The organism is Polynucleobacter sp. UB-Piko-W3 (assembly GCF_018881635.1).
Taxonomy (GTDB): Bacteria; Pseudomonadota; Gammaproteobacteria; order Burkholderiales; family Burkholderiaceae; genus Polynucleobacter.
Map to the genome: position 1 here is coordinate 1,576,945 of NZ_JACVPY010000002.1, position 19,474 is coordinate 1,596,418.

Here is a 19,474-nt window from a genome sequence, read left to right on the forward strand (position 1 = left end):
GGCTTTAGCTACTTTTGAGCGATATTAGCCAGAATGTCTTAGACTTGAGACCTGCCGATCCAATAAAAGAAGTTGCTACATGCCCCACAAGACAATTCGCCTAGTTTTTACCTGGGTTCTTACCCTACTTGCCTTTTTATTGGGGGCCCACACTGTCAATGCTGCTCCTAGCTGCAGCCCCCTGTTGTCCCAGACCTTTCTGCGCCTACAGGATGAGGTGCCGCAAAATCTTTGCCAATATCAGGGCAAGGTGATCTTAGTTGTCAATACCGCCAGCTTTTGCGGGTTTACAAGCCAATATGACGGCCTAGAAAAGGTATACGCCAAGTACAAAGATCGGGGCCTCGTCGTTTTAGGCTTTCCTTCTAATGACTTTGGTCAGCAAGAGCCAGGGAGCAATAAAGAGATTGCGGACTTTTGTAAAAATACTTATGACGTGAAATTTCCGATGTTTGCAAAAAGCTCTGTTTCAGGAAGTAATCCAAACCCCCTCTTCAAAATGTTGATTGCTAAAACCGGCACAACGCCAAAATGGAATTTCTATAAATATTTAATTGATCGAAATGGCAATGTGGTCGATTCCTATGGCAGCATGACCAAACCGACAAGTAGCAGCATCACCGCTGAGATTGAAAAGCTCTTAGGGGAAAAATCTCCGTGATTAAAAAAAGAATTGCCATTATTGGTGCTGGTATCTCGGGTCTTGGATGCGCTTATGCTCTGAGGCAGCATCCTGAATTTGATCTGACCATATACGAGGCCGGTGATCATATCGGGGGACATAGCAATACAGTCGACTTCAACTGCAATATTAATGGCGAAGAAATCACTCATGGCGTTGATACTGGTTTCTTAGTATTCAATCGCAAAACCTATCCACGTTTAGTTCGCCTCTTTGAAGAAATTGGGGCGCCGGTAGCGCCTTCTGAAATGTCTTTTTCTGTATCGATTGATACATCTGATAAAAAACATACCCATCAAAATATTGAATGGGCAGGCAATGACCTGAACTCTTTCTTTGGGCAACGTTCAAACCTTTTATCACCTTCATTCTGGAGAATGGCTTATGACATCTTGCGCTTTAATCGCCTAGCCTCCAACCTAGCTCATCAGCAAATTGAGGCAGGCCATCTTTACAAAGAGCCCGATGAATCTATTGCTAAGTTTTTAGATCGCAATCGATTTAGCCAAAGCTTCAGAGAAAATTATTTTCTACCAATGATTGGCGCAATCTGGTCATGCTCTGTTGGGCAGATGCTCGAGTTTCCGATTCAAACGATGGTGCGCTTCTGTCATAACCATGGTTTGCTACAAATTCAAAACCGGCCACAGTGGCTAACCATTCAAGGTGGTTCTCGAGAGTACGTTAAGAGGATTGTTGCCGCTCTAGAGGCCTCGAAAGTCAAGTTTGTGCGCGAAGGCGTTGTGCGCGTCAATGCAAAGCAAGATGGTGCATCTCAAATTGAAGTCATTAGTCAATCTGGACCTGTTTTTTTTGATGAAGTTGTGATGGCCTGCCATAGCGATCAAACGCTTAATCTAGTGCATGGCATCGAAGAGCAGGCTAAAAATATTTTGGCAGCGATTCCGTACCAAAAAAATCGTGCCATTCTCCATACAGATGAGCGCTTTCTGCCTGAGACAAAGCGTTGTTGGGCTGCCTGGAATTACACCGCTAAAGCCGGCATGAACATCACATCAAAACAGCATGTGAGCGTGAACTACCTCATTAACCGTCTTCAACCACTACCTGCGCAGTTAAAAGACACCCCAATTATTGTCAGCCTAAACCCTGCATTAGAACCGGACCCAAAACTGGTGCATCAAGAAATTCATTATTCGCATCCAGTATTTGATATGAGCGCTATTCAAGCTCAGAAAGAATTACCACTCATTCAAGGTACATCATCAATCTGGTATTGCGGAGCTTGGACTGGATTTGGCTTTCATGAAGACGGCTTACGGTCGGGTGAATTAGTCGCAGAAGCTCTCATAGAGGGCATTCATTTACCTCAGCTTGCCCATCCCAAGCAAGATGCCCAATAAATGAATCAGCCAAAGATTAACTTTGGTGTTGTAAAACATCGGCGGCTCAGGCCTGCTAAGAATGCCTTTGGCTATGGTGTTTTCACATTGTCGATTCCAATGCGGGCCAGAAAGCATAAGCCTGACCTTCTAAGTCAATATGGGCTTAACGACAATCGCTTAGGATTATTTTCATTCTTTGATAAAGACCATGGTTTAGGACAAACAGATAGTCTGCAGTGGATTGAAAATATTCTGCAAGAAAACCAAATCCAGAATATTGATGGAGAAATTTGGTTACAAACATTTCCCAGAGTTTTAGGGTATGTATTTAATCCGGTCAGCTTCTGGGTATGCACCCGTGCCAACGGCCAAGTACAAGCTGTATTGGCAGAAGTAAATAATACCTTTGGCGAGCGCCACTGCTACCTATTGCATAAAAATTCTGGTGAGGTGCTACGCTCTGGTGAAACCCTCAGTAGCCAAAAAGTTTTCTATGTTTCGCCATTTTGTGAAGTGCGTGGCAACTACCATTTTCGCTTCCTATTCCCCCAAGATAGCAATAGCGGAAATAACTCTGTTTATCGAATTGAGCTCCACGAGGATGGCCTACCGCTGATTAACACCAGTATTAGCGGTAGTAGCCGCCCCTTGAGTCAATCCATGCTTTGGCTGGCGTTTTTGCGCTACCCACTCATGAGCCTTGGGGTAATCTTCCGAATTCATTGGCAAGCATTGAAATTATGGGTAAAAGGTGTACCCTTTCACTCCAAGCCCAATCCACCAGAATTTGAAGTTAGCAAATGAATCGTCCAGGACAATCTTTACTTTCACGTCTTAATTTTGCAAGGCCGCAAAGCCGTGCCCAAGCACGTCAATCTCGCCTGGGCACAGAAACGCTATTAAGTCTCTTATCCCAACTCAGCAGCGGCCACCTCAAAATGACCTTGCCTGATGGCAACATCAGAGAGTTCGGCAATAAATCAGATCCATTGCATGCCGAGATTCAAGTTTTGGATTGGTCTGTGTTTAAGCAAGTACTGTCCCATGGAGATATTGGTTTTGCTGAAAGCTACATCCGCGGTGAGTGGGATACTCCAGACTTAAAAGTGATTCTTGAGCTTGCAATTCGCAACCGTACGATTCTAGAAAAAGCAATTTATGGAAGTTGGTATGGCTCCGCTCTGTACCGCATCAGACATTGGTTGCGCGATAACAGTAAAAATGGCAGTCGTAAGAATATTCATGCCCACTATGACTTAGGTAATGCTTTTTACACTTTGTGGCTAGACCCCACCATGAGTTACTCCAGCGCCTGGTTCTCAGAGGGTGAAAAACAATCTCTTGCTGATGCACAGCGCGCTAAAATTAGACGCATTCTCCAATCGCTCGATACAAAGCCTGGTGACCATATATTAGAAATTGGTTGTGGTTGGGGTGGCGTTATGGAAGAAGCTCTTCGAAGCAATATTGCAATTACCGGTCTCACTCTTTCAACAGAGCAAAAAATATTTGCTGAAGATAGGCTACAAAAGATTGAATCACAGGTTGCGCAACCCCAGTCTTTTGAAGTACGCCTTCAAGACTATCGGGATTGCCAAGAACAATTTGAGGGTATTGCCTCCGTGGAAATGTTTGAAGCGGTTGGTGAGAAGCATTGGCCAGAGTATTTTGAAACGATTGCTAAATGCCTCAAAGCTGGCGGCAAAGCTTGTATTCAAACCATTGTGATCGCTGAAGAACTCTTTGAGCGTTATCGCCACAATACTGATTTTATTCAGCAGTACGTCTTCCCTGGAGGAATGCTACCTTCACGGTCTGGCTTTAAGGAAAGCGCCGCTAAGGCTGGACTGCAGATTGAAGGTGAGTTTGCTTTTGGGGCTGACTACGCTAAAACACTTTGCCTTTGGAGAGACAATTTCAATCACAAGCTTCATGAAGTTCATGGTTTAGGTTTTGATGAAGCCTTTATCCGTCTCTGGAATTTTTATCTCATGTATTGCGCCGCTGGATTTGCAGAGCGCAATATTGATGTCGTGCAATTTACGCTGAGTCATCAATCCGTCAATACATCATCAGACGCTTTGAGCGCATGAAGCAAAACGGCATTCCAAATTTTTCTGGGAAACATGTCTGGGTCATTGGTGCCTCCAGTGGAATTGGTGAAGCTTGTGCTCAAGCACTGATCAAGGCTGGAGCAAAAGTAGCCCTCTCTAGTCGAAGAGTTGAACGCTTAAATACATTAGCAGCCCTCGGAAACTCAGAGCAATCACTTGTATTGCCATTAGATGTAACTGATGATGCTCAACTGAAGAATGGTTACCAATCAATTCTAAGGACATGGGGCGGAATTGATTTATTACTGTTTGTATCTGGGGTATATGTACCACTTCGTGCAGACAGCTTTGACATTGATACCGCAGAACAAACGATCGACGCAAACCTTTTAGGCCCAATGAGGGCTGTTGCACTCGTACTTCCTGAGATGCTCAAGGCACATACCGGTCATATCGCTATTGTCGGTAGCGTTGCAGGCTACAGCGGGCTTCCTAAGGCCCTGGCATATGGACCAAGTAAGGCAGCCATTATTAATTTCTGCGAGACGCTCTACTATGACCTACTCCCTCAGGGGGTTAGCGTTCATATGATTTCTCCAGGCTTTGTGGCTACCGAAGCAACTTCTCAAAATGATTTTGAAATGCCCGCCCTCATTAGCGCAGAAGAAGCTGCTGTTGAAATTTTAAGCGGTATTGAAAAAGGGGAGTTTGACATTCATTTCCCCAAGAGATTCTCGAGATTTTTAAAATTTCTCAGAATCCTACCTTATCCAATGTACTTCTGGATTGTGCGCCGCTTCGTCAAAATCTAAGAAAACGGCTTATAAAGTAATTACTGCTTGTATTTTTCTTTACGAATTTTTTCTTCGAGGTGGTCCATTACTGCTATTGCCTTAGCTTTTGTCCCAGCAATTGAAGGAGAAGTGACATACTTTCCTTGCATCACAATCGTTGGAACGCCATCAATACGATAGGCCTCCGCTAATTGTTTTGCTGTCCGCGCCTTAGAAACTATAGCGAAAGAGCGATAGGTAGCTAAGAAGGTGTTGCGATCAATACCTTGGGACGCAACCCAATCTGCAATCTCTGGCTCAGTCAATAAGCGTTTGTTCTCTTTATGCATGGCATACATGACTTTTTCATTAAAAGCGTCGCCCTTACCCATTGCCTCAAGCGCATAGAACAGCTGGCTATGTGGCATAAAATCATCACGAAACGCGACTGGGACTCTGCGGAAAACGACATCCTTAGGCTGACGCTTTACCCAGCTACTCAGCTCTGGTTCAAAGTCATAGCAATGCGGACAGCCGTACCAAAAGAACTCAATAACCTCTACCTTACCTTTGGACTCAAGGGGCTGTGCAATCGGAAGAATGCGGTAATCAAATCCTTCCTCAATCTTTTGACCTTGTGCAACAACAATTCCACTGAAGCAAAACAATACTAGTAATGTAAATAGTCTTTTAATAAATGAGATCATGATTTGCTAGATTTAATGAGGGTTGGTTTAATGCCCATACTGCTTAACTTATCTCGCAGCGGATTAGTCTCTTCAGGACTGTTATAGGGGCCGATACGAACACGCCACAGAGTATTTCCGTCGGCAGTAACTTCACTTAATTGCGCCTGAATGCCTTGGATTGCTAAATTTGCTTTCTGTACATCTGCATCAGCACGTTTTACAAATGCCCCTGCTTGTAGAAAATAAACGGCATCTGTTTTTGGAGCAGGTGTAATTTCAGCTGGCTTCTTGCCATTTACTAAATCCGTAATAGGATCAGATGATGCAGCAGAGGATGACTTGCCTTGTAAGGGCTTATTCAAATCTAATTGCTCAACGGGGGCGGCAGACTCGCTTTCAGGAGGAGCGCTAAAGGGCTTGATGGTTAAAGGTAAATTGGGTGCGCGAACTCCAGGCTTCTCTTGAGGGGTATTTTTAGAAAGATAAAAGGCGATTGCAAAGGCGATACCCAGGCCCGCCCCTAAGCCCAACACAAAACCTAAAATAGTTCCGCCGTATTGGGCACTCCTCTCGTCAGCCTTAACAACGCCAGATTGTTGATTCGGTTTTTTCATGATTACCTCATCTTACCTTGTCACTTCATACCCTGCTATTACATCTTAGCGGGTGCTGATACCCCTAATACTTTTAAACCATTTTGCAACACTTGGCGAGTGGCTAATAACAATGCCAGACGAGCTGCCTTGAGGTTCTGATCATCCACCAACACCCGGTCTGCGTTATAGAAGGTATGAAAATCCCCTGCAAGGTCTCGCAAGTAGAAAGCCAGGGCATGGGGAGCCAATTCAGCCGCAGCCTCTGTCAATAGCTCAGGGTACTCAGCCAAACGACGCAATAAATGGTCTGAGGCTTTACTTTGCAATAAAGATAAATCAGCAGACGCTAAATCAGAAATTTGACCGCTCCACTGCTGCAAGATGGAGTTTATGCGAGCATGAGCGTACTGAACATAAAACACCGGGTTCTCATCATTTTGCTGCAGAGCGAGATCAACATCAAAAACGAATTCAGTATCTGCCTTGCGTGAGATCAAGAAAAAGCGTACTGCATCACGACCACGCTGTAAGGCTAATTCTCTTTCTTCGGGAGTCATCTCTGGAGTAACCCCACCAGACCACTCAACCAAATCACGCACAGTGACATAAGAGCCTGCTCGCTTAGATATCTTGACCTCTTCACCATGGCGCATAACGGTCACCATCTTATGTAGAACATAGTCTGGGTAAGTCTTCGGAATATCCCATCCACGCTTTTGTGCTACACCCTGCAAGCCAGAGCGAACACGGGCTATGGTGCCATGGTGATCACTGCCCTGCACGTTAATCACTTTATGGAAACCCCGATTCCACTTGCTGGTGTGATACGCCACATCAGGAACAAAGTAAGTAAAGCTTCCATCCGACTTACGCATCACACGATCTTTATCATCGCCGTCATCTGTAGTTTTTAGCCATAATGCACCTTCAGATTCATAGGTCTTGCCAATACTTTGCAAATCACCCACAATTTGCGTAACACTGCCATCGGTATACAAAGAGGATTCTAAGTAGTAGCAATCAAATTGAACGCCGAAGGTTTTTAAATCAATGTCTTGCTCATTACGCAAGTAAGCAACTGCAAATTGACGAATCGGCTCAAGATCATCTTGATATTTTGGAGAAGCCTTAAAAGCGGTTGCAATCTCAGCAATATATTCACCGTTATAAGCCTGCTCTGGCCAAGCCGCATCACCAGGCTTTAAGCCATTTAAACGAGCTTGAACTGATAAGGCTAAATTAGCAATTTGTACACCAGCATCGTTGTAATAAAACTCACGATGTACTTTGATTCCTTGGGTAGCTAATAAATTTGCTAGCGCATCACCGAGGGCGGCTTGCCTGCCATGGCCCACATGCAATGGTCCAGTAGGATTAGCGGAAACAAACTCAATCATGGCGCTTGTGATTAGAGCCTGCTCTTTTGGCAGCTCGCCAAAATGAGCGCCTTGAACAAGAATCTCATTGACTACCTCTGTTTTAGCAGCATTGCTTAAACGGAAATTAATAAATCCAGGGCCAGCTATCTCGCAAGAAGCGATGAGCTTGTCATAGCCCAACTCTTTTTGTAGACGATCAACTAGAGACTGAGCCAGATCTCTAGGGTTAAGCTTCCAGGCCTTAGATAACTGGAGTGCAATATTGCAGGCAACATCACCGTGATCTACCGCCTTAGGACGCTCTAAGCGTGGTACAGGAGGCTTGTCTAAGCCATGCTCCTGAGAAAGAGTCTCAAGGGCACTGCTCAGCATCTCAATTAAACGATTTTTATTGGTCAACAACATAGAAGAGTGAGTTTATCAGGTGGTAAGCTATCAAAATGATCTATCAATTTCGCTCAAAAGCTGGTCCAGACGTCATTATGCTGGCCGACCTCACTAAGCGAATCTTTGATATTTTTGCCCGTCCGCTAGAGCCCCGTGGAATCCTCACAGCCGAACAACTCCCTAAGCTGATTACAACCCTAGAGACTGCCATTCTCAAGGATCTTGAGGAGCGCTCTAAGTCGCAAAGAGAGGATGGTGGAGAAAAGCTCAAACTCGCTGATCGCCTTGGACAAAGAGCCTACCCATTTTTAGAGCTCATGAAGCAGGCCAATGCTAAAAACGAACCCGTAATGTGGGGTGTTTAATCTATTAGACTTGCCAGTTGGCGACGGGCATCTTCGATAGACTGGCCACGACGTTTTGCCAAATCTTCAAGCTGGTCAGTAGAAATTTTTCCAACATTGAAATAACGCGCATCTGGGTGAGCAAGATAAAAACCGCTCACACTAGAAGCGGGATTCATTGCCATCGACTCGGTCAAAGTCATGCCAATATCTTCAGAGCCGATTACTCTCAGTAGGTCTTCTTTGACTTCATGGGCTGGACAAGCAGGATAGCCAGGAGCAGGACGAATACCGCGATACTGCTCGTCGATCATTTGATCATTTGTCAAAATCTCATCTGTAGCATAGCCCCACAAATCAGTCCTTACTCGGTGGTGCATGAGCTCAGCAAATGCTTCTGCTAATCGATCAGCCAAAGCCTTCAACATAATTGCGCTGTAGTCATCATGCTTTGCCTGAAACTCGGCAACTTTCTTTTCCACTCCATGGCCGGTTGTTACTGCAAAACAACCAAGATAGTCAGCGACACCAGAATCTTTTGGAGCAACATAATCTGCTAAGCAACGATTTGGTCTGCGTGCACCATCAATGATTGGACGATCAGCCTGTTGACGCAAGTTATGCCACACAAATAGGGGATGCTCACGCGCTTCATCGCTATATAAAACAATATCGTCACCCATCGTATTGGCAGGATAGAAGGCCACTACTGCATCAGCTTGTAACCACTGGCCCTTGATCAATTTATCCAGCAACACCTTAGCGTCTTCGAACACCTTCCGCGCCTCAACGCCTACGACCTCATCATCTAAGATGGCTGGGAACTTGCCAGCAAGATCCCAGGTCTGAAAGAATGGTGTCCAATCAATATATTTAGCAATATCGCTTAGTGCAAAGTTTTTAAATACCCGGCGGCCAATAAATTTGGGCTTTTCTGGAGTATAAGAAGTCCAATCAATCAACTCACGATTTTTACGTGCCGCCTCTAAAGAAATGGTGGGTGCTGCTTTTTTATTAGCATGCTGCTCACGAATACGCACATAGTCATCGCGCAAGTCTTGAATAAATTTCTTAGCACTCTCATCGGATAGCAAACTAGAGGCAACAGATACTGAGCGAGATGCATCTGGCACATAAACCACTGGACCATCATAATGCGGAGCAATCTTGACAGCTGTATGCACACGCGAGGTTGTAGCGCCGCCAATCATTAATGGAATTTGACGCTCACGGAACCAATCATCACGCTGCATCTCTTGTGCAACATAAGTCATCTCTTCTAGTGAAGGCGTAATCAGGCCAGAGAGCCCAACAATATCGGCATTCTCTTCTTTGGCACGTTTCAGAATATCGGCACAAGGAACCATTACGCCCATATTGGCGACTTCAAAGTTATTGCATTGCAAGACCACAGTCACAATATTTTTACCAATATCGTGCACATCGCCTTTTACAGTCGCCATCACTATCTTACCTTTGGCTTTAGCTTCACCACCACCAGCAATGTGTAGGCGCTTCTCTTCTTCAATATAGGGAATCAAAATTGCAACTGCTTGCTTCATCACGCGCGCACTCTTAACCACTTGAGGCAAAAACATTTTGCCCTCACCAAACAAATCGCCGACGACATTCATGCCATCCATCAGTGGACCCTCAATCACTTCGATTGGTCTACCACCACCGCCCATAATTTCAGCGCGCAACTCTTCTGTATCTTCTTCAATAAAAGTAGTAATGCCATGAACTAGGGCATGCGTTAGACGTCCACGCACCGGGTCTTCACGCCAAACCAAGTTTTCAACTTGTTTAGCGCCACCACCTTTAAATTGATCGGCAATATCTAATAAGCGCTCTGTTGGGGTTTTGCCGTCTTTTTCTTTAAAACGATTGAGTACAACATCCTCTACCCGCTCACGTAGCTCTGAGTCTAGATCTGCATACACTCCAAGCTGACCGGCATTGACAATGCCCATATCCATGCCCGCTTGAATCGCGTGATATAAAAATACGGTGTGAATCGCTTCACGAACACGATCATTACCGCGGAAAGAGAAGCTCACATTAGAGACGCCACCACTAACCTTGGCTCCAGGGAGATTTTCTTTTATCCAGCGAGTGGCATCAATAAAGTCCACCGCATAGTTGTCATGCTCTTCAATACCAGTAGCAATCGCAAAAATATTAGGATCAAAAATAATGTCTTCCGCCGGAAAGCCGATTTCATTAACTAAAATTTCATAACAACGCTGACAGATTTCTGTTTTACGCTTGAATGTATCTGCTTGACCAACTTCATCAAAAGCCATTACTACAGAGGCAGCACCATAACGACGAATTAAACGCGCTTGCTTTTTAAAGGGCTCTTCGCCTTCTTTCAAGGAGATAGAATTCACAATGGGCTTGCCTTGAATACACTTCAAGCCTGCCTCAATCACGCTCCATTTAGAGGAGTCGATCATGATTGGAACCCTCGCAATATCAGGCTCAGAAGCGATCAGGTTCAAGAAGCGGGTCATCGCCGCCTCAGAATCAAGCATCGCTTCATCCATATTGATGTCAATGACTTGTGCGCCATTCTCAACCTGCTGACGAGCAACTACAAGCGCCTCATCAAATTGATTATTGAGGATCATGCGGGAAAATGCTTTGGATCCCGTGACGTTAGTTCGCTCACCAATATTCACAAAACCAATATCTGCAGTGACATTAAACGGCTCTAGACCAGAGAGCTTCATTGCTGGCATCACTTTTTTATCTAGCTTACTCATGCTGCTGCCTCAGCACTTTCTTTGTAAAAAGCACGCGGCTTGCGCTTCGCAACCGCATTAGCAATAGCACGAATATGATCAGGCGTAGTGCCACAGCAACCACCTACCAAGTTCACCAAGCCATCTTTAGCAAAACCATCAACTAAGCTTGAAGTAATGTCAGGTGTTTCATCAAAGCCAGTATCACTCATAGGGTTTGGCAAGCCAGCATTTGGATAGCAAGAAACTGCTGCATCACAGATCCGTGCCAACTCTGCAATATAAGGGCGCATCAAGGCAGCACCTAAGGCACAGTTCAGGCCAAATGTCAGTGGCTTGATATGGCGCAAGCTATTCCAAAATGCCTCAACGGTTTGACCTGACAAAATTCGCCCAGAGGCATCGGTCACCGTCCCTGAAATCATCACCGGCAAACGCTCGCCAGTCTCTTCAAAGAATTCATCTAATGCAAATAGCGCAGCCTTGGCATTGAGTGTGTCAAAAATGGTTTCAACCAAAAACAAATCTACACCGCCAACAAACAAACCTTCAATCTGCTCACGATAAGAGGCCCGTAAAGCATCAAAGGAGATATTGCGCGCTCCTGGATCATTCACATCCGGAGAAATACTTGCTGTCTTTGGTGTCGGACCAATTGCGCCAGCGGCAAAACGGGGTTTATCAGGTGTGCTGTATTTTTCACAGGCTGCACGTGCAAGCTTTGCAGACACTTCATTCATCTCACGCGCCAAGCCAGCCATTTTGTAGTCCTCTTGAGCAACTGAGGTTGCACCAAAAGTATTGGTTTCAATGATGTCTGCGCCTGCATCCAGATACTGCTCATGTATCTTGCTAATGATTTGCGGTTGAGTCAAAACCAAGAGCTCGTTATTGCCCTTGATATCTCCGGGATGCTCAGCAAAGCGGGTATTGCCAGGCAAACCACGGTAGTCAGCCTCAGTCAATTTGTACTGCTGGATCATGGTGCCCATTGCCCCATCCAAAATCAGGATGCGCTGCTTCAGCAGCTCGGGAAGGGCCTGACCACGGGTGTAAGGCTGTGAAAGACCATTAGATTGCATTAATTAACCGGGATAAATCTCTAGAATCCCTTATTCTATTGGAAAAGCCACTTTTCATTTAACTCGGAGTAGGTATGTTTGGAACAATTCCAGAATTTAATCAAAGCCTTGAAATGTTTAAAACCATGTGGGGACAAGGTGCGACTGGTCAAGCTGGCCAATTTCCGTTCACTAGAGATGCCTCTAAGGCTGCTGGTGGGTTTGCCTCGGCTTTTCCAGGCCTAGACGTTGACGAACTAGAAAAGCGCATCAAAGACCTCAAAAGCGTTGAAAACTGGCTAAATCTGAACCTCAATATCCTCAAATCCACCATTCAAGGGCTGGAAGTACAACACGCCACGATGATGGCTCTGAAATCATTTGGTGATGCGGTATCTGCAGCAAGCGCCGCAGGAGCTGCGCCAAAAGAAGAGTCGAGCACTAAAGCAAGTAGCGTTAAGGCTAAACCACGGAAAACCGCAACACCCCGTCGTCGCAAAGCTGGCGATGCAACTTTCCTCGACGAAGTAGGTAATTCAGATGGGCAATAGCCTCACCCATAGCAAAAGTTAGCTGATGAATATCTAATTCACGCTTAAATAAAACCGGCACGATCTCCCTAGCATGTGCCGGTTTTTTACATGCGCCGAGCGTGTCAGCCAAACGATCATCATGATGAGCCTTCAGTTGTGCAATACGTAGCTTCATGCCAGTAAATGGTTTGCCATGCGAGGGCAATACCAAGGTGTCGTCAGGCAAAGGCAAGTAGTCATCCAACGAAGCTAAATAAAGGCCCAATGGGTCGGCATCTGGATCGGCGTCGAACACACTGACATTTGTTGAGATGCGCGGCAAAAGCATGTCCCCAGAAATTAAGATTCCCAGGTCTTTACAAAAAAGCGATGCATGTTCAGGCGCATGTCCATACCCCATGATGATCTGCCATCGATTCCCACCAATCAAAATATTTTCACCATTCATGATGCGGCGATACTGGCGAGGTACACCTGGAACCATATTGCTATAGTAATTAGAGCGCCCCCGAATTTTTTCTAAATCTTCTGGTGCAGTCAAACCATGCTTCTGAAAATGATCAGCAGATCCCCCGCCGCCGGCACGAACTCCAATTGCAGCACCACCTTCTTTGCAACTTAACCATTGAGCAGTTAAATAATCGGTCATCGACATCCACAAAGGCGCATGCCATTTATCACACAACCATTGAGATAAACCCACATGATCTGGGTGCATATGCGTTACCAAAATCCTAAGAACAGGTAAGCCCTCTAGCTGGGTAGCAAAAATCTTCTCCCACGAAGCCCTAGTCTCATCATTCGAAATGCCACAGTCCACAATCGTCCATCCTGAGATACCATCAATTTGATCACGTAAAAGCCAGAGATTAATATGATCTAAAGCAAATGGCAGCTTCATTCTGAGCCAGAGAACACCTGGTGCAATCTCAATAGTGCTGCCAAGCTCAGGAAGTGCTTCTCCTAATGGATAATGAATAGCGCTTTCCGCTTTTGCCTGATGTTGAGTGCTCATGGTGTGAATTTTTCTTTTAAATTTCTATAGTTTTAGGTTTATTTTGACAACTATCCCATCACCTTGCATCAATTGGTGCGATATCAATCCCGAGAATGGTTTCTGTCACGGCTGCTATCGCACACTTGCTGAAATTGCAGATTGGTCTGATCTTTCTAATCCTGAAAAACTAGAAGTTTGGTCAAAACTAAAAGCGCGCAAACCCCAAGGTGCAGAATAAATTCTCATCTCTCGTTTACTTGTTTACATCAACAATTAAACGGCCGCGTACATTACCAGCCATCAGCTCTTGCGCATAATTCAAAGACTCTTCTAAAGTAATCTCGTGAGAAATTTCATCTAAAGTTTTGAGATCAAGTAATTGACTCAATTGCTCATAGGCAGCAATCCGTTTTGCACGTGGCACAGTAACGCTATTAATGCCATATAAAGTCACGCCACGTAAAATAAATGGTGCGACACTAGATGGGAAGTCCATGCCCTGTGCAAGCCCACAGGCAGCTACTGCGCCATCACTCTTAGTTTGTGCACACGCATTGGCTAAGGTATGACTACCAACGCTATCGACCACTGCAGCCCAACGCTCTTTTGCTAAAGGTTTACCTGGAACAGATAAGGTGGCACGATCAATTACTTCAGCAGCACCTAGTTTTTTTAAATAATCTGCTTCAGCCATTCGGCCAGTACTTGCAACAACAGTAAAGCCTAGCTTACTCAGCAGGGTGATGGCAAAACTGCCGACACCACCTGCGGCACCAGTCACCAAGACCTCACCATCACTTGGCTTGAGGCCATGCTTTTGCAAAGCCATGACGCAGAGCATGGCTGTATAGCCGGCCGTACCAATTGCCAAAGCTTGCTTAGCTGTAAATCCCTTAGGCAGTGGAATTAACCAATCTGCCTTTACTCTGGCCTGCTGAGCTAACCCACCCCAATGGCCTTCGCCGACTCCCCAGCCGTTTAATAACACCATATCGCCCGCTTTGAAATCTGGGCTACTACTTTCAATCACTTCGCCAGCAAAATCGATCCCAGGAACCATTGGAAAGCTTCTCACCACAGGGCCTTTGCCAGTAATCGCTAAGCCATCCTTGTAGTTGAGGGTGGAGTAAAGAACCTTAACCCGAACCTCTCCTGCTGGTAAGCTAGCCTCATCAGCCTGCCCCAACTCAGCGCGATAGCCCTGATCATCCTTATTTACCAATATTGCTCTAAACATGTCTCTTCCTTTTATAAAGGGGCATTTTCCCGCAACAAATGCTTAATAGGTTTATCCTAACGAGCATTGCTCATTATGGAGGCTTCCATGAAAAAAATTCTACTATTAACCGCGATTTCTGGCTTGATGCTGACTGGGTGCTATTCGACCCAAATCAATATGTCTATGGGTAATATGCGCTTAATTACTTCCAGCGCTGATCCACAAGATGTCATGGACTTTGCCACTAAGACCTGCAGAAACGATTTCTATGAAGGTGCTAGCTTCTTATCAAAAGCAGGTAAGGAATATCGCTTTAAATGCGTGAAGGTCGAAGAAAATGAAGTATTAATTCCTATTCCAGGGACAACGATCACTCCTGTAACTAAAGCACAAGCAAAGTAAGCATAGTTTGATGGCCCCATTTACCTCACAAGAATTACGTAAAGGATTCGCATCATTTGCAACCGGCGTCACGGTAATCACCTGTCTAGATGAAAACGATAGTCATCACGGCGTCACTATTAGCTCATTTAATACAGTGTCTCTCGAGCCGCCACTGATTCTGTGGAATCTTAAAAAGCAGTCTCGTTTAATGCCTTGGGTAGAAGTAGGCAAGCAACATCTCATCCATGTACTAGAACGTTCTCAAGAAAATTTGGCGATGCACTTTGCCACTGTTAAACATGATCAATTTATTGGGATTGAGCACCAGCTTACTCAAAGCGGTTTAACCCAAATTGAGCACTGCATTGCTTACTATGAGTGCGAGACTGTGTCTGTATATGACGGCGGAGACCACAACATAATTCTTGCTAAAGTCGTTAGCTTAAAGAATTATCCAGAAAAAGAGCCTCTCATTTTTGCTCGCAGCAAATTTGTTGGCCTTGATTTTGCAGAAGTTAAAACTGCTTAAATAGCCTTTCAAGGAAATACTATGATGCGTTTATGGGGTCGTAAAAGTTCTATCAATGTTCAAAAAGTATTGTGGTGCCTTGCTGAATTAGGACTGAAAGAAGGTAAAGACTTTGAGCGGATTGACGCAGGGATGCAATTTGGCATAGTTCGCTCACCAGAATTCCTAAAACTAAACCCGAATGGCTTGGTGCCTACCCTAGAAGACGGCGATCTTGTGCTCTGGGAATCTAACACCATCATGCGTTACTTGGCTACACAGTACGATAAAAACAAACGTTTCCCATCGGGTATTGCCCCTCAGTTCAACTCTGAAAAGTGGATGGATTGGCAAGTGGGCACTCTTTGGCCAGCTCTTCGCCCCACCTTTATTGGCCTTACTAGAGTTCCAGAGGCTGAACAAGATCATGCTGGTATTCAAAAAGCATACCAAGATACAAACCAATTATTTGACTCACTTAATCAAACGCTAGAGTCTCAAGCATTTTGCTCAGGAGAGCAATTTCATATTGGCGATATTGTCCTGGCCTTGTGTGTCCATCGTTGGATTTTGCTAAACGAGACTTTCCCGAAACAAACTGGTGAACGGACTAATCTCAAAAATATTAATCGCTGGCTAAAACAACTTGAGACAGAAACTCACTTTCAAGAATTTGCGGAGAAAGAACTCAATATCATTAATAAGTGATATTGAGTTGTAATCGATCCTTTTTGTTAGTCTTGCTTAAACTTCTTCGCGTGGTGATCTGCACCAATAAAGAGGTACATTGCAGGCACCACGAATAAAGTAAACAAGGTGCCGATTGATAGGCCAGTAAAAATCACAATACCCATGGATTGACGGCCTGCAGCGCCGGCCCCAGAGGCAATCACTAAGGGTAAGACTCCTAATACCATTGCTGCCGTTGTCATCAAAATGGGTCTTAGGCGAACACTGCTTGCCTCAATAATGGCATCTAACTTACTACGTCCCGCTTCTTGTAGCTCATTGGCGAACTCCACAATCAAAATACCGTGCTTACTAATGAGGCCCATCAAAGTGACTAAGCCCACTTGGGTGTAGACGTTGAGAGTGGTAAATCCTAAATTGATAAAGATGAGTGCGCCGAATAAAGCAAGCGGTACTGATACCAGAATCACAATCGGATCACGGAAGCTTTCGAACTGCGCAGCAAGCACTAAAAACACAATCAGAATCGCAAAGAACATGGTGACTAAGAAGCCACCAGACTCGGCCATAAACTGGCGTGATGGGCCTGCATAGTCCATGCTGTAGCCATTAGGTGCAACCTCTTTTAATGATTGGCGCATGAACTCCAATAAATCAGCCTGTGAAATGAATGGCGTACTCACACCTGCAATCGTAGCGGAGTTTAATTGCTGAAAGTGATTGATTGACTGAGGAACAACGCGCTGCTTAATGCTGGCAATCGTCCGCGCCTGAATCATTGCACCACTAGGTGTACGAATGTAGTAATCCAAAATCTGATCCGGATTTAAACGATCAGTCTGCTTCACTTGTGGAATCACACGATACGACCTCCCTGCTACTGAGAAGTAGTTCACATACCCACCGCCTAATGCAGCAGATAGAGCAGAGCCAACTTGTTGCTGCGTCATACCTAAAGCGGCAACTTTTTCTCGGTCGATCACCAAAACATCTTGAGGCTTATCGATCTTCAAATCAGAATCTACATAGAAAAAATTTCCAGAACGACGTGCTTTGTCCAAAACTGCCTGAGAAACTTCGTTAAGCTGCTCATAGGATTCAGTAGTATTAATAACGACTTGCACTGGGAAGCCCTGCGCTCCTGGCAATGCTGGGAACTGAAAAGCTGCAACACGGGCACCGGCAATCGTATTCCACTTCTGCTGCATATCTTGTTGAAACTTCGTCGCATTACGGCTGCGCTCACCCCAATCCTTCAATAAGATACCGCCAAAGCTTGAGGTTGGGCTAGTGATTTGGAAGGCCTGCTCATACTCTGGCTCAGCACTCGCAATCGCATAGATTTGATCTGCGTAAGTCTGCATTTGATTAACAGTACTATTCGGTGGTCCAGATGCTTGCATCAGCACAATACCTTGGTCTTCAGTTGGCGCTAGTTCAGCGCGAGCTGTGGCGTAAAGATAAGCAACCCCACCCAGAAGAATCGCGCCCATCACAATAATGACCTGCCATGTACTTAGCAAATCTCGCAAGGTGTTTTGGTAACTGTGATGAACCTTATCAAAAATACGATCAATCTTTTTGACAAAAGAAGAGGCTTCTTGCTCTTCAGTAAAGATACGCGAACACATCATTGGCGAAAGCGTTAATGCAATCAGGCCTGAGACGGCTACAGCACTTGCTAAAGTAAATGCAAATTCTGTGAAGAGCGCACCAGTCAATCCACCTTGGAAGCCAATCGGGATGTACACCGCAATCAAAACTACCGTCATCGCCAAAATAGGACTACCTAATTCGCGTGCAGCAATCAAGGAAGCTTCTAGCGGAGACTTGCCCTCTTTCATATGTCGGTCAACGTTTTCAACCACGATGATGGCGTCATCAACCACCAAACCAATGGCCAATACTAAAGCTAATAGGGTTAACAGATTAATGGAGTAACCCAGTACTTGCATTAAAAAGAATGTGCCAATCAGTGAAAGTGGCATAGCAATCACTGGAACGGCAACCGCACGTACGCTACCTAAGAAGAGATAAATCACGATAGTCACAATGACCAACGCTTCTATTAAGGTTGTAACCACTTCATCGATCGAACTCGTGATGAACTTGGTGGAGTCATAGACAATCTTGCCGGACAAGCCAATAGGCAATTGCTTTTGAATACCAGGCACTACATCGCGCACTCGCTGAGCAACATCTAATAAGTTCGCCTGGGGGGCAACCTTGATAGCAATAAATACCGACTTCTTGCCGCTAAAGGCAACATTAGTGTTGTAATCCTCAGATCCCAAGGTGACACTTGCCACCTGATCGAGATATACGATATTGACGCCATCCTTTTTAACCACCAACTTACGGAACTCCTCTAGAGTATGTAAGTCTGTACCGGCAACCAAGTCAACAGCAACCATATCGCCTTTAGTGCTACCAACCGCAGATAAATAATTATTGGCAGACATGGCGCTATAAACATCATCAGCACCAACCCCAAGTCCAGCCATTTTTTCACGGTCAAGCCAAGCTCGCAGTGCAAATTTTCTACCGCCTGTAATCTCAGCATTCTGCACACCGTCAACAGCATCTAACTTAGGCTTAACAACACGCAATAAATAATCAGTAATGGCGTTATTCGGAATCTCATCACTATAAAAGCCCATATACATTGCAGCAGTAGATTGGCCTACCTGAACAGTCAATATCGGCTGCTGAGCCTGGGGTGGCAATTGATTCTTAACCGCACTTATTTGAGTCTGAATTTGCGTTAAGGCAGCATTAGAGTCGTAATTCAACTTCAAGGTGGCAGTAATTGTGGATACACCACTAATGCTCGCTGAAGATAAATAATCAATACCTTGCGCCTGAGCAATAGAAGCTTCAAGAGGCTGCGTAATAAAGCCTGCGATCGTTTCTGGATCCGCGCCATAGTAGGCAGTGGTAATAGTGACAATCGCATTCTGCGTTTGTGGATACTGATTGACTGGCAAGGAGCCAATAGCCTTTAAACCAAAAACCAATACAAGCGCACTCACTACCAGTGAAAGCACTGGTCTACGAATGAAGATATCAGTCCAATTCATGGGCT

At 45.0% G+C, this 19,474-nt stretch carries 19 protein-coding genes; 11 read left to right on the forward strand and 8 right to left on the reverse strand.

The window, feature by feature from the left end:
* Positions 1-79: 79 nt before the first annotated feature.
* From ICN31_RS08395 to ICN31_RS08415, 5 genes are read left to right on the forward strand one after another with little or no spacing between them, the layout of a single operon-like run.
* Complete coding sequence (locus tag ICN31_RS08395; RefSeq protein ID WP_255530943.1) at positions 80-661, forward strand: glutathione peroxidase; 582 nt, start codon at positions 80-82, stop codon at positions 659-661.
* Positions 658-2,046 carry an FAD-dependent oxidoreductase gene (locus tag ICN31_RS08400; protein ID WP_216260386.1) on the forward strand — a complete coding sequence of 463 codons (1,389 nt, stop codon included), beginning with the start codon at positions 658-660 and terminating at the stop codon, positions 2,044-2,046. The genes ICN31_RS08395 and ICN31_RS08400 overlap by 4 nt, the downstream gene beginning before the upstream one ends.
* Positions 2,047-2,832, forward strand: coding sequence for a DUF1365 domain-containing protein (locus tag ICN31_RS08405; RefSeq protein ID WP_216260387.1), 786 nt, complete (start codon positions 2,047-2,049; stop codon positions 2,830-2,832).
* Positions 2,829-4,121: a cyclopropane-fatty-acyl-phospholipid synthase family protein gene (locus ICN31_RS08410; RefSeq protein WP_216260390.1), complete on the forward strand. Its 1,293-nt coding sequence runs from the start codon at positions 2,829-2,831 to the stop codon at positions 4,119-4,121. The genes ICN31_RS08405 and ICN31_RS08410 overlap by 4 nt, the downstream gene beginning before the upstream one ends.
* Positions 4,118-4,894, forward strand: coding sequence for an SDR family oxidoreductase (locus ICN31_RS08415; protein WP_216260392.1), 777 nt, complete (start codon positions 4,118-4,120; stop codon positions 4,892-4,894). Before ICN31_RS08410 ends, ICN31_RS08415 begins: the two co-directional genes overlap by 4 nt.
* 20 nt (positions 4,895-4,914) lie before the next feature.
* On the opposite strand, the gene ICN31_RS08420 is transcribed toward ICN31_RS08415, so the two are convergent.
* From ICN31_RS08420 to argS, 3 genes are read right to left on the reverse strand one after another with little or no spacing between them, the layout of a single operon-like run.
* A complete protein-coding gene (locus tag ICN31_RS08420) occupies positions 4,915-5,562 on the reverse strand; it encodes a thiol:disulfide interchange protein DsbA/DsbL (RefSeq protein ID WP_216260393.1) in 648 nt (215 codons plus the stop codon).
* Positions 5,559-6,158: an SPOR domain-containing protein gene (locus ICN31_RS08425; protein ID WP_216260395.1), complete on the reverse strand. Its 600-nt coding sequence runs from the start codon at positions 6,156-6,158 to the stop codon at positions 5,559-5,561. Before ICN31_RS08425 ends, ICN31_RS08420 begins: the two co-directional genes overlap by 4 nt.
* Positions 6,159-6,196: 38 nt before the next feature.
* Positions 6,197-7,924, reverse strand: coding sequence for an arginine--tRNA ligase (gene argS, locus ICN31_RS08430; RefSeq protein WP_216260397.1), 1,728 nt, complete (start codon positions 7,922-7,924; stop codon positions 6,197-6,199).
* Positions 7,925-7,959: 35 nt separating this feature from the next.
* Between argS and ICN31_RS08435 the strand changes: the two genes are divergently transcribed.
* Positions 7,960-8,271: a DUF1840 domain-containing protein gene (locus ICN31_RS08435; protein WP_216260399.1), complete on the forward strand. Its 312-nt coding sequence runs from the start codon at positions 7,960-7,962 to the stop codon at positions 8,269-8,271.
* Here the strand turns inward: ICN31_RS08435 and metH are convergent.
* Together metH and ICN31_RS08445 are read right to left on the reverse strand one after the other, a co-directional pair.
* Positions 8,268-11,018, reverse strand: a complete 2,751-nt coding sequence (metH, locus tag ICN31_RS08440; protein ID WP_216260402.1) for a methionine synthase — start codon at positions 11,016-11,018, stop codon at positions 8,268-8,270. The two genes, ICN31_RS08435 and metH, sit on opposite strands and share 4 nt — an antisense overlap.
* Complete coding sequence (locus ICN31_RS08445) at positions 11,015-12,079, reverse strand: homocysteine S-methyltransferase family protein (RefSeq protein WP_216260404.1); 1,065 nt, start codon at positions 12,077-12,079, stop codon at positions 11,015-11,017. Before ICN31_RS08445 ends, metH begins: the two co-directional genes overlap by 4 nt.
* A gap of 74 nt (positions 12,080-12,153) precedes the next feature.
* Here ICN31_RS08445 and ICN31_RS08450 point away from each other — a divergent pair, with 74 nt between their 5' ends.
* On the forward strand, positions 12,154-12,609 hold the full coding sequence (locus tag ICN31_RS08450; RefSeq protein ID WP_216260406.1) for a PhaM family polyhydroxyalkanoate granule multifunctional regulatory protein: 456 nt from the start codon (positions 12,154-12,156) through the stop codon (positions 12,607-12,609).
* On the opposite strand, the gene ICN31_RS08455 is transcribed toward ICN31_RS08450, so the two are convergent.
* Positions 12,521-13,606 carry an MBL fold metallo-hydrolase gene (locus ICN31_RS08455; protein WP_216260408.1) on the reverse strand — a complete coding sequence of 362 codons (1,086 nt, stop codon included), beginning with the start codon at positions 13,604-13,606 and terminating at the stop codon, positions 12,521-12,523. The two genes, ICN31_RS08450 and ICN31_RS08455, sit on opposite strands and share 89 nt — an antisense overlap.
* A 43-nt stretch (positions 13,607-13,649) precedes the next feature.
* Here ICN31_RS08455 and ICN31_RS08460 point away from each other — a divergent pair, with 43 nt between their 5' ends.
* The gene (locus ICN31_RS08460; protein ID WP_216260410.1) at positions 13,650-13,826 is read left to right on the forward strand and encodes a DUF1289 domain-containing protein; all 177 of its coding nucleotides are present in this window, start codon (positions 13,650-13,652) and stop codon (positions 13,824-13,826) included.
* 15 nt (positions 13,827-13,841) lie between these two features.
* Here ICN31_RS08460 and ICN31_RS08465 read toward each other — a convergent pair whose 3' ends face one another.
* Complete coding sequence (locus tag ICN31_RS08465) at positions 13,842-14,825, reverse strand: MDR family oxidoreductase (protein WP_216260412.1); 984 nt, start codon at positions 14,823-14,825, stop codon at positions 13,842-13,844.
* Positions 14,826-14,912: 87 nt separating this feature from the next.
* On the opposite strand from ICN31_RS08465, the gene ICN31_RS08470 reads away from it, so the two are divergent.
* The 3 genes from ICN31_RS08470 to ICN31_RS08480 are packed head-to-tail and all read left to right on the forward strand — an operon-like array spanning position 14,913 to position 16,407.
* Positions 14,913-15,209, forward strand: coding sequence for a hypothetical protein (locus ICN31_RS08470; RefSeq protein WP_216260414.1), 297 nt, complete (start codon positions 14,913-14,915; stop codon positions 15,207-15,209).
* 10 nt (positions 15,210-15,219) lie between these two features.
* Positions 15,220-15,720 carry a flavin reductase family protein gene (locus ICN31_RS08475; protein ID WP_216260416.1) on the forward strand — a complete coding sequence of 167 codons (501 nt, stop codon included), beginning with the start codon at positions 15,220-15,222 and terminating at the stop codon, positions 15,718-15,720.
* A 21-nt stretch (positions 15,721-15,741) separates the two neighbouring features.
* A complete protein-coding gene (locus tag ICN31_RS08480) occupies positions 15,742-16,407 on the forward strand; it encodes a glutathione S-transferase family protein (protein WP_216260418.1) in 666 nt (221 codons plus the stop codon).
* 26 nt (positions 16,408-16,433) lie between these two features.
* Here the strand turns inward: ICN31_RS08480 and ICN31_RS08485 are convergent, their stop codons facing one another.
* A complete protein-coding gene (locus tag ICN31_RS08485; protein ID WP_216260420.1) occupies positions 16,434-19,469 on the reverse strand; it encodes an efflux RND transporter permease subunit in 3,036 nt (1,011 codons plus the stop codon).
* Between the last annotated feature and the right edge of the window lie 5 nt (positions 19,470-19,474).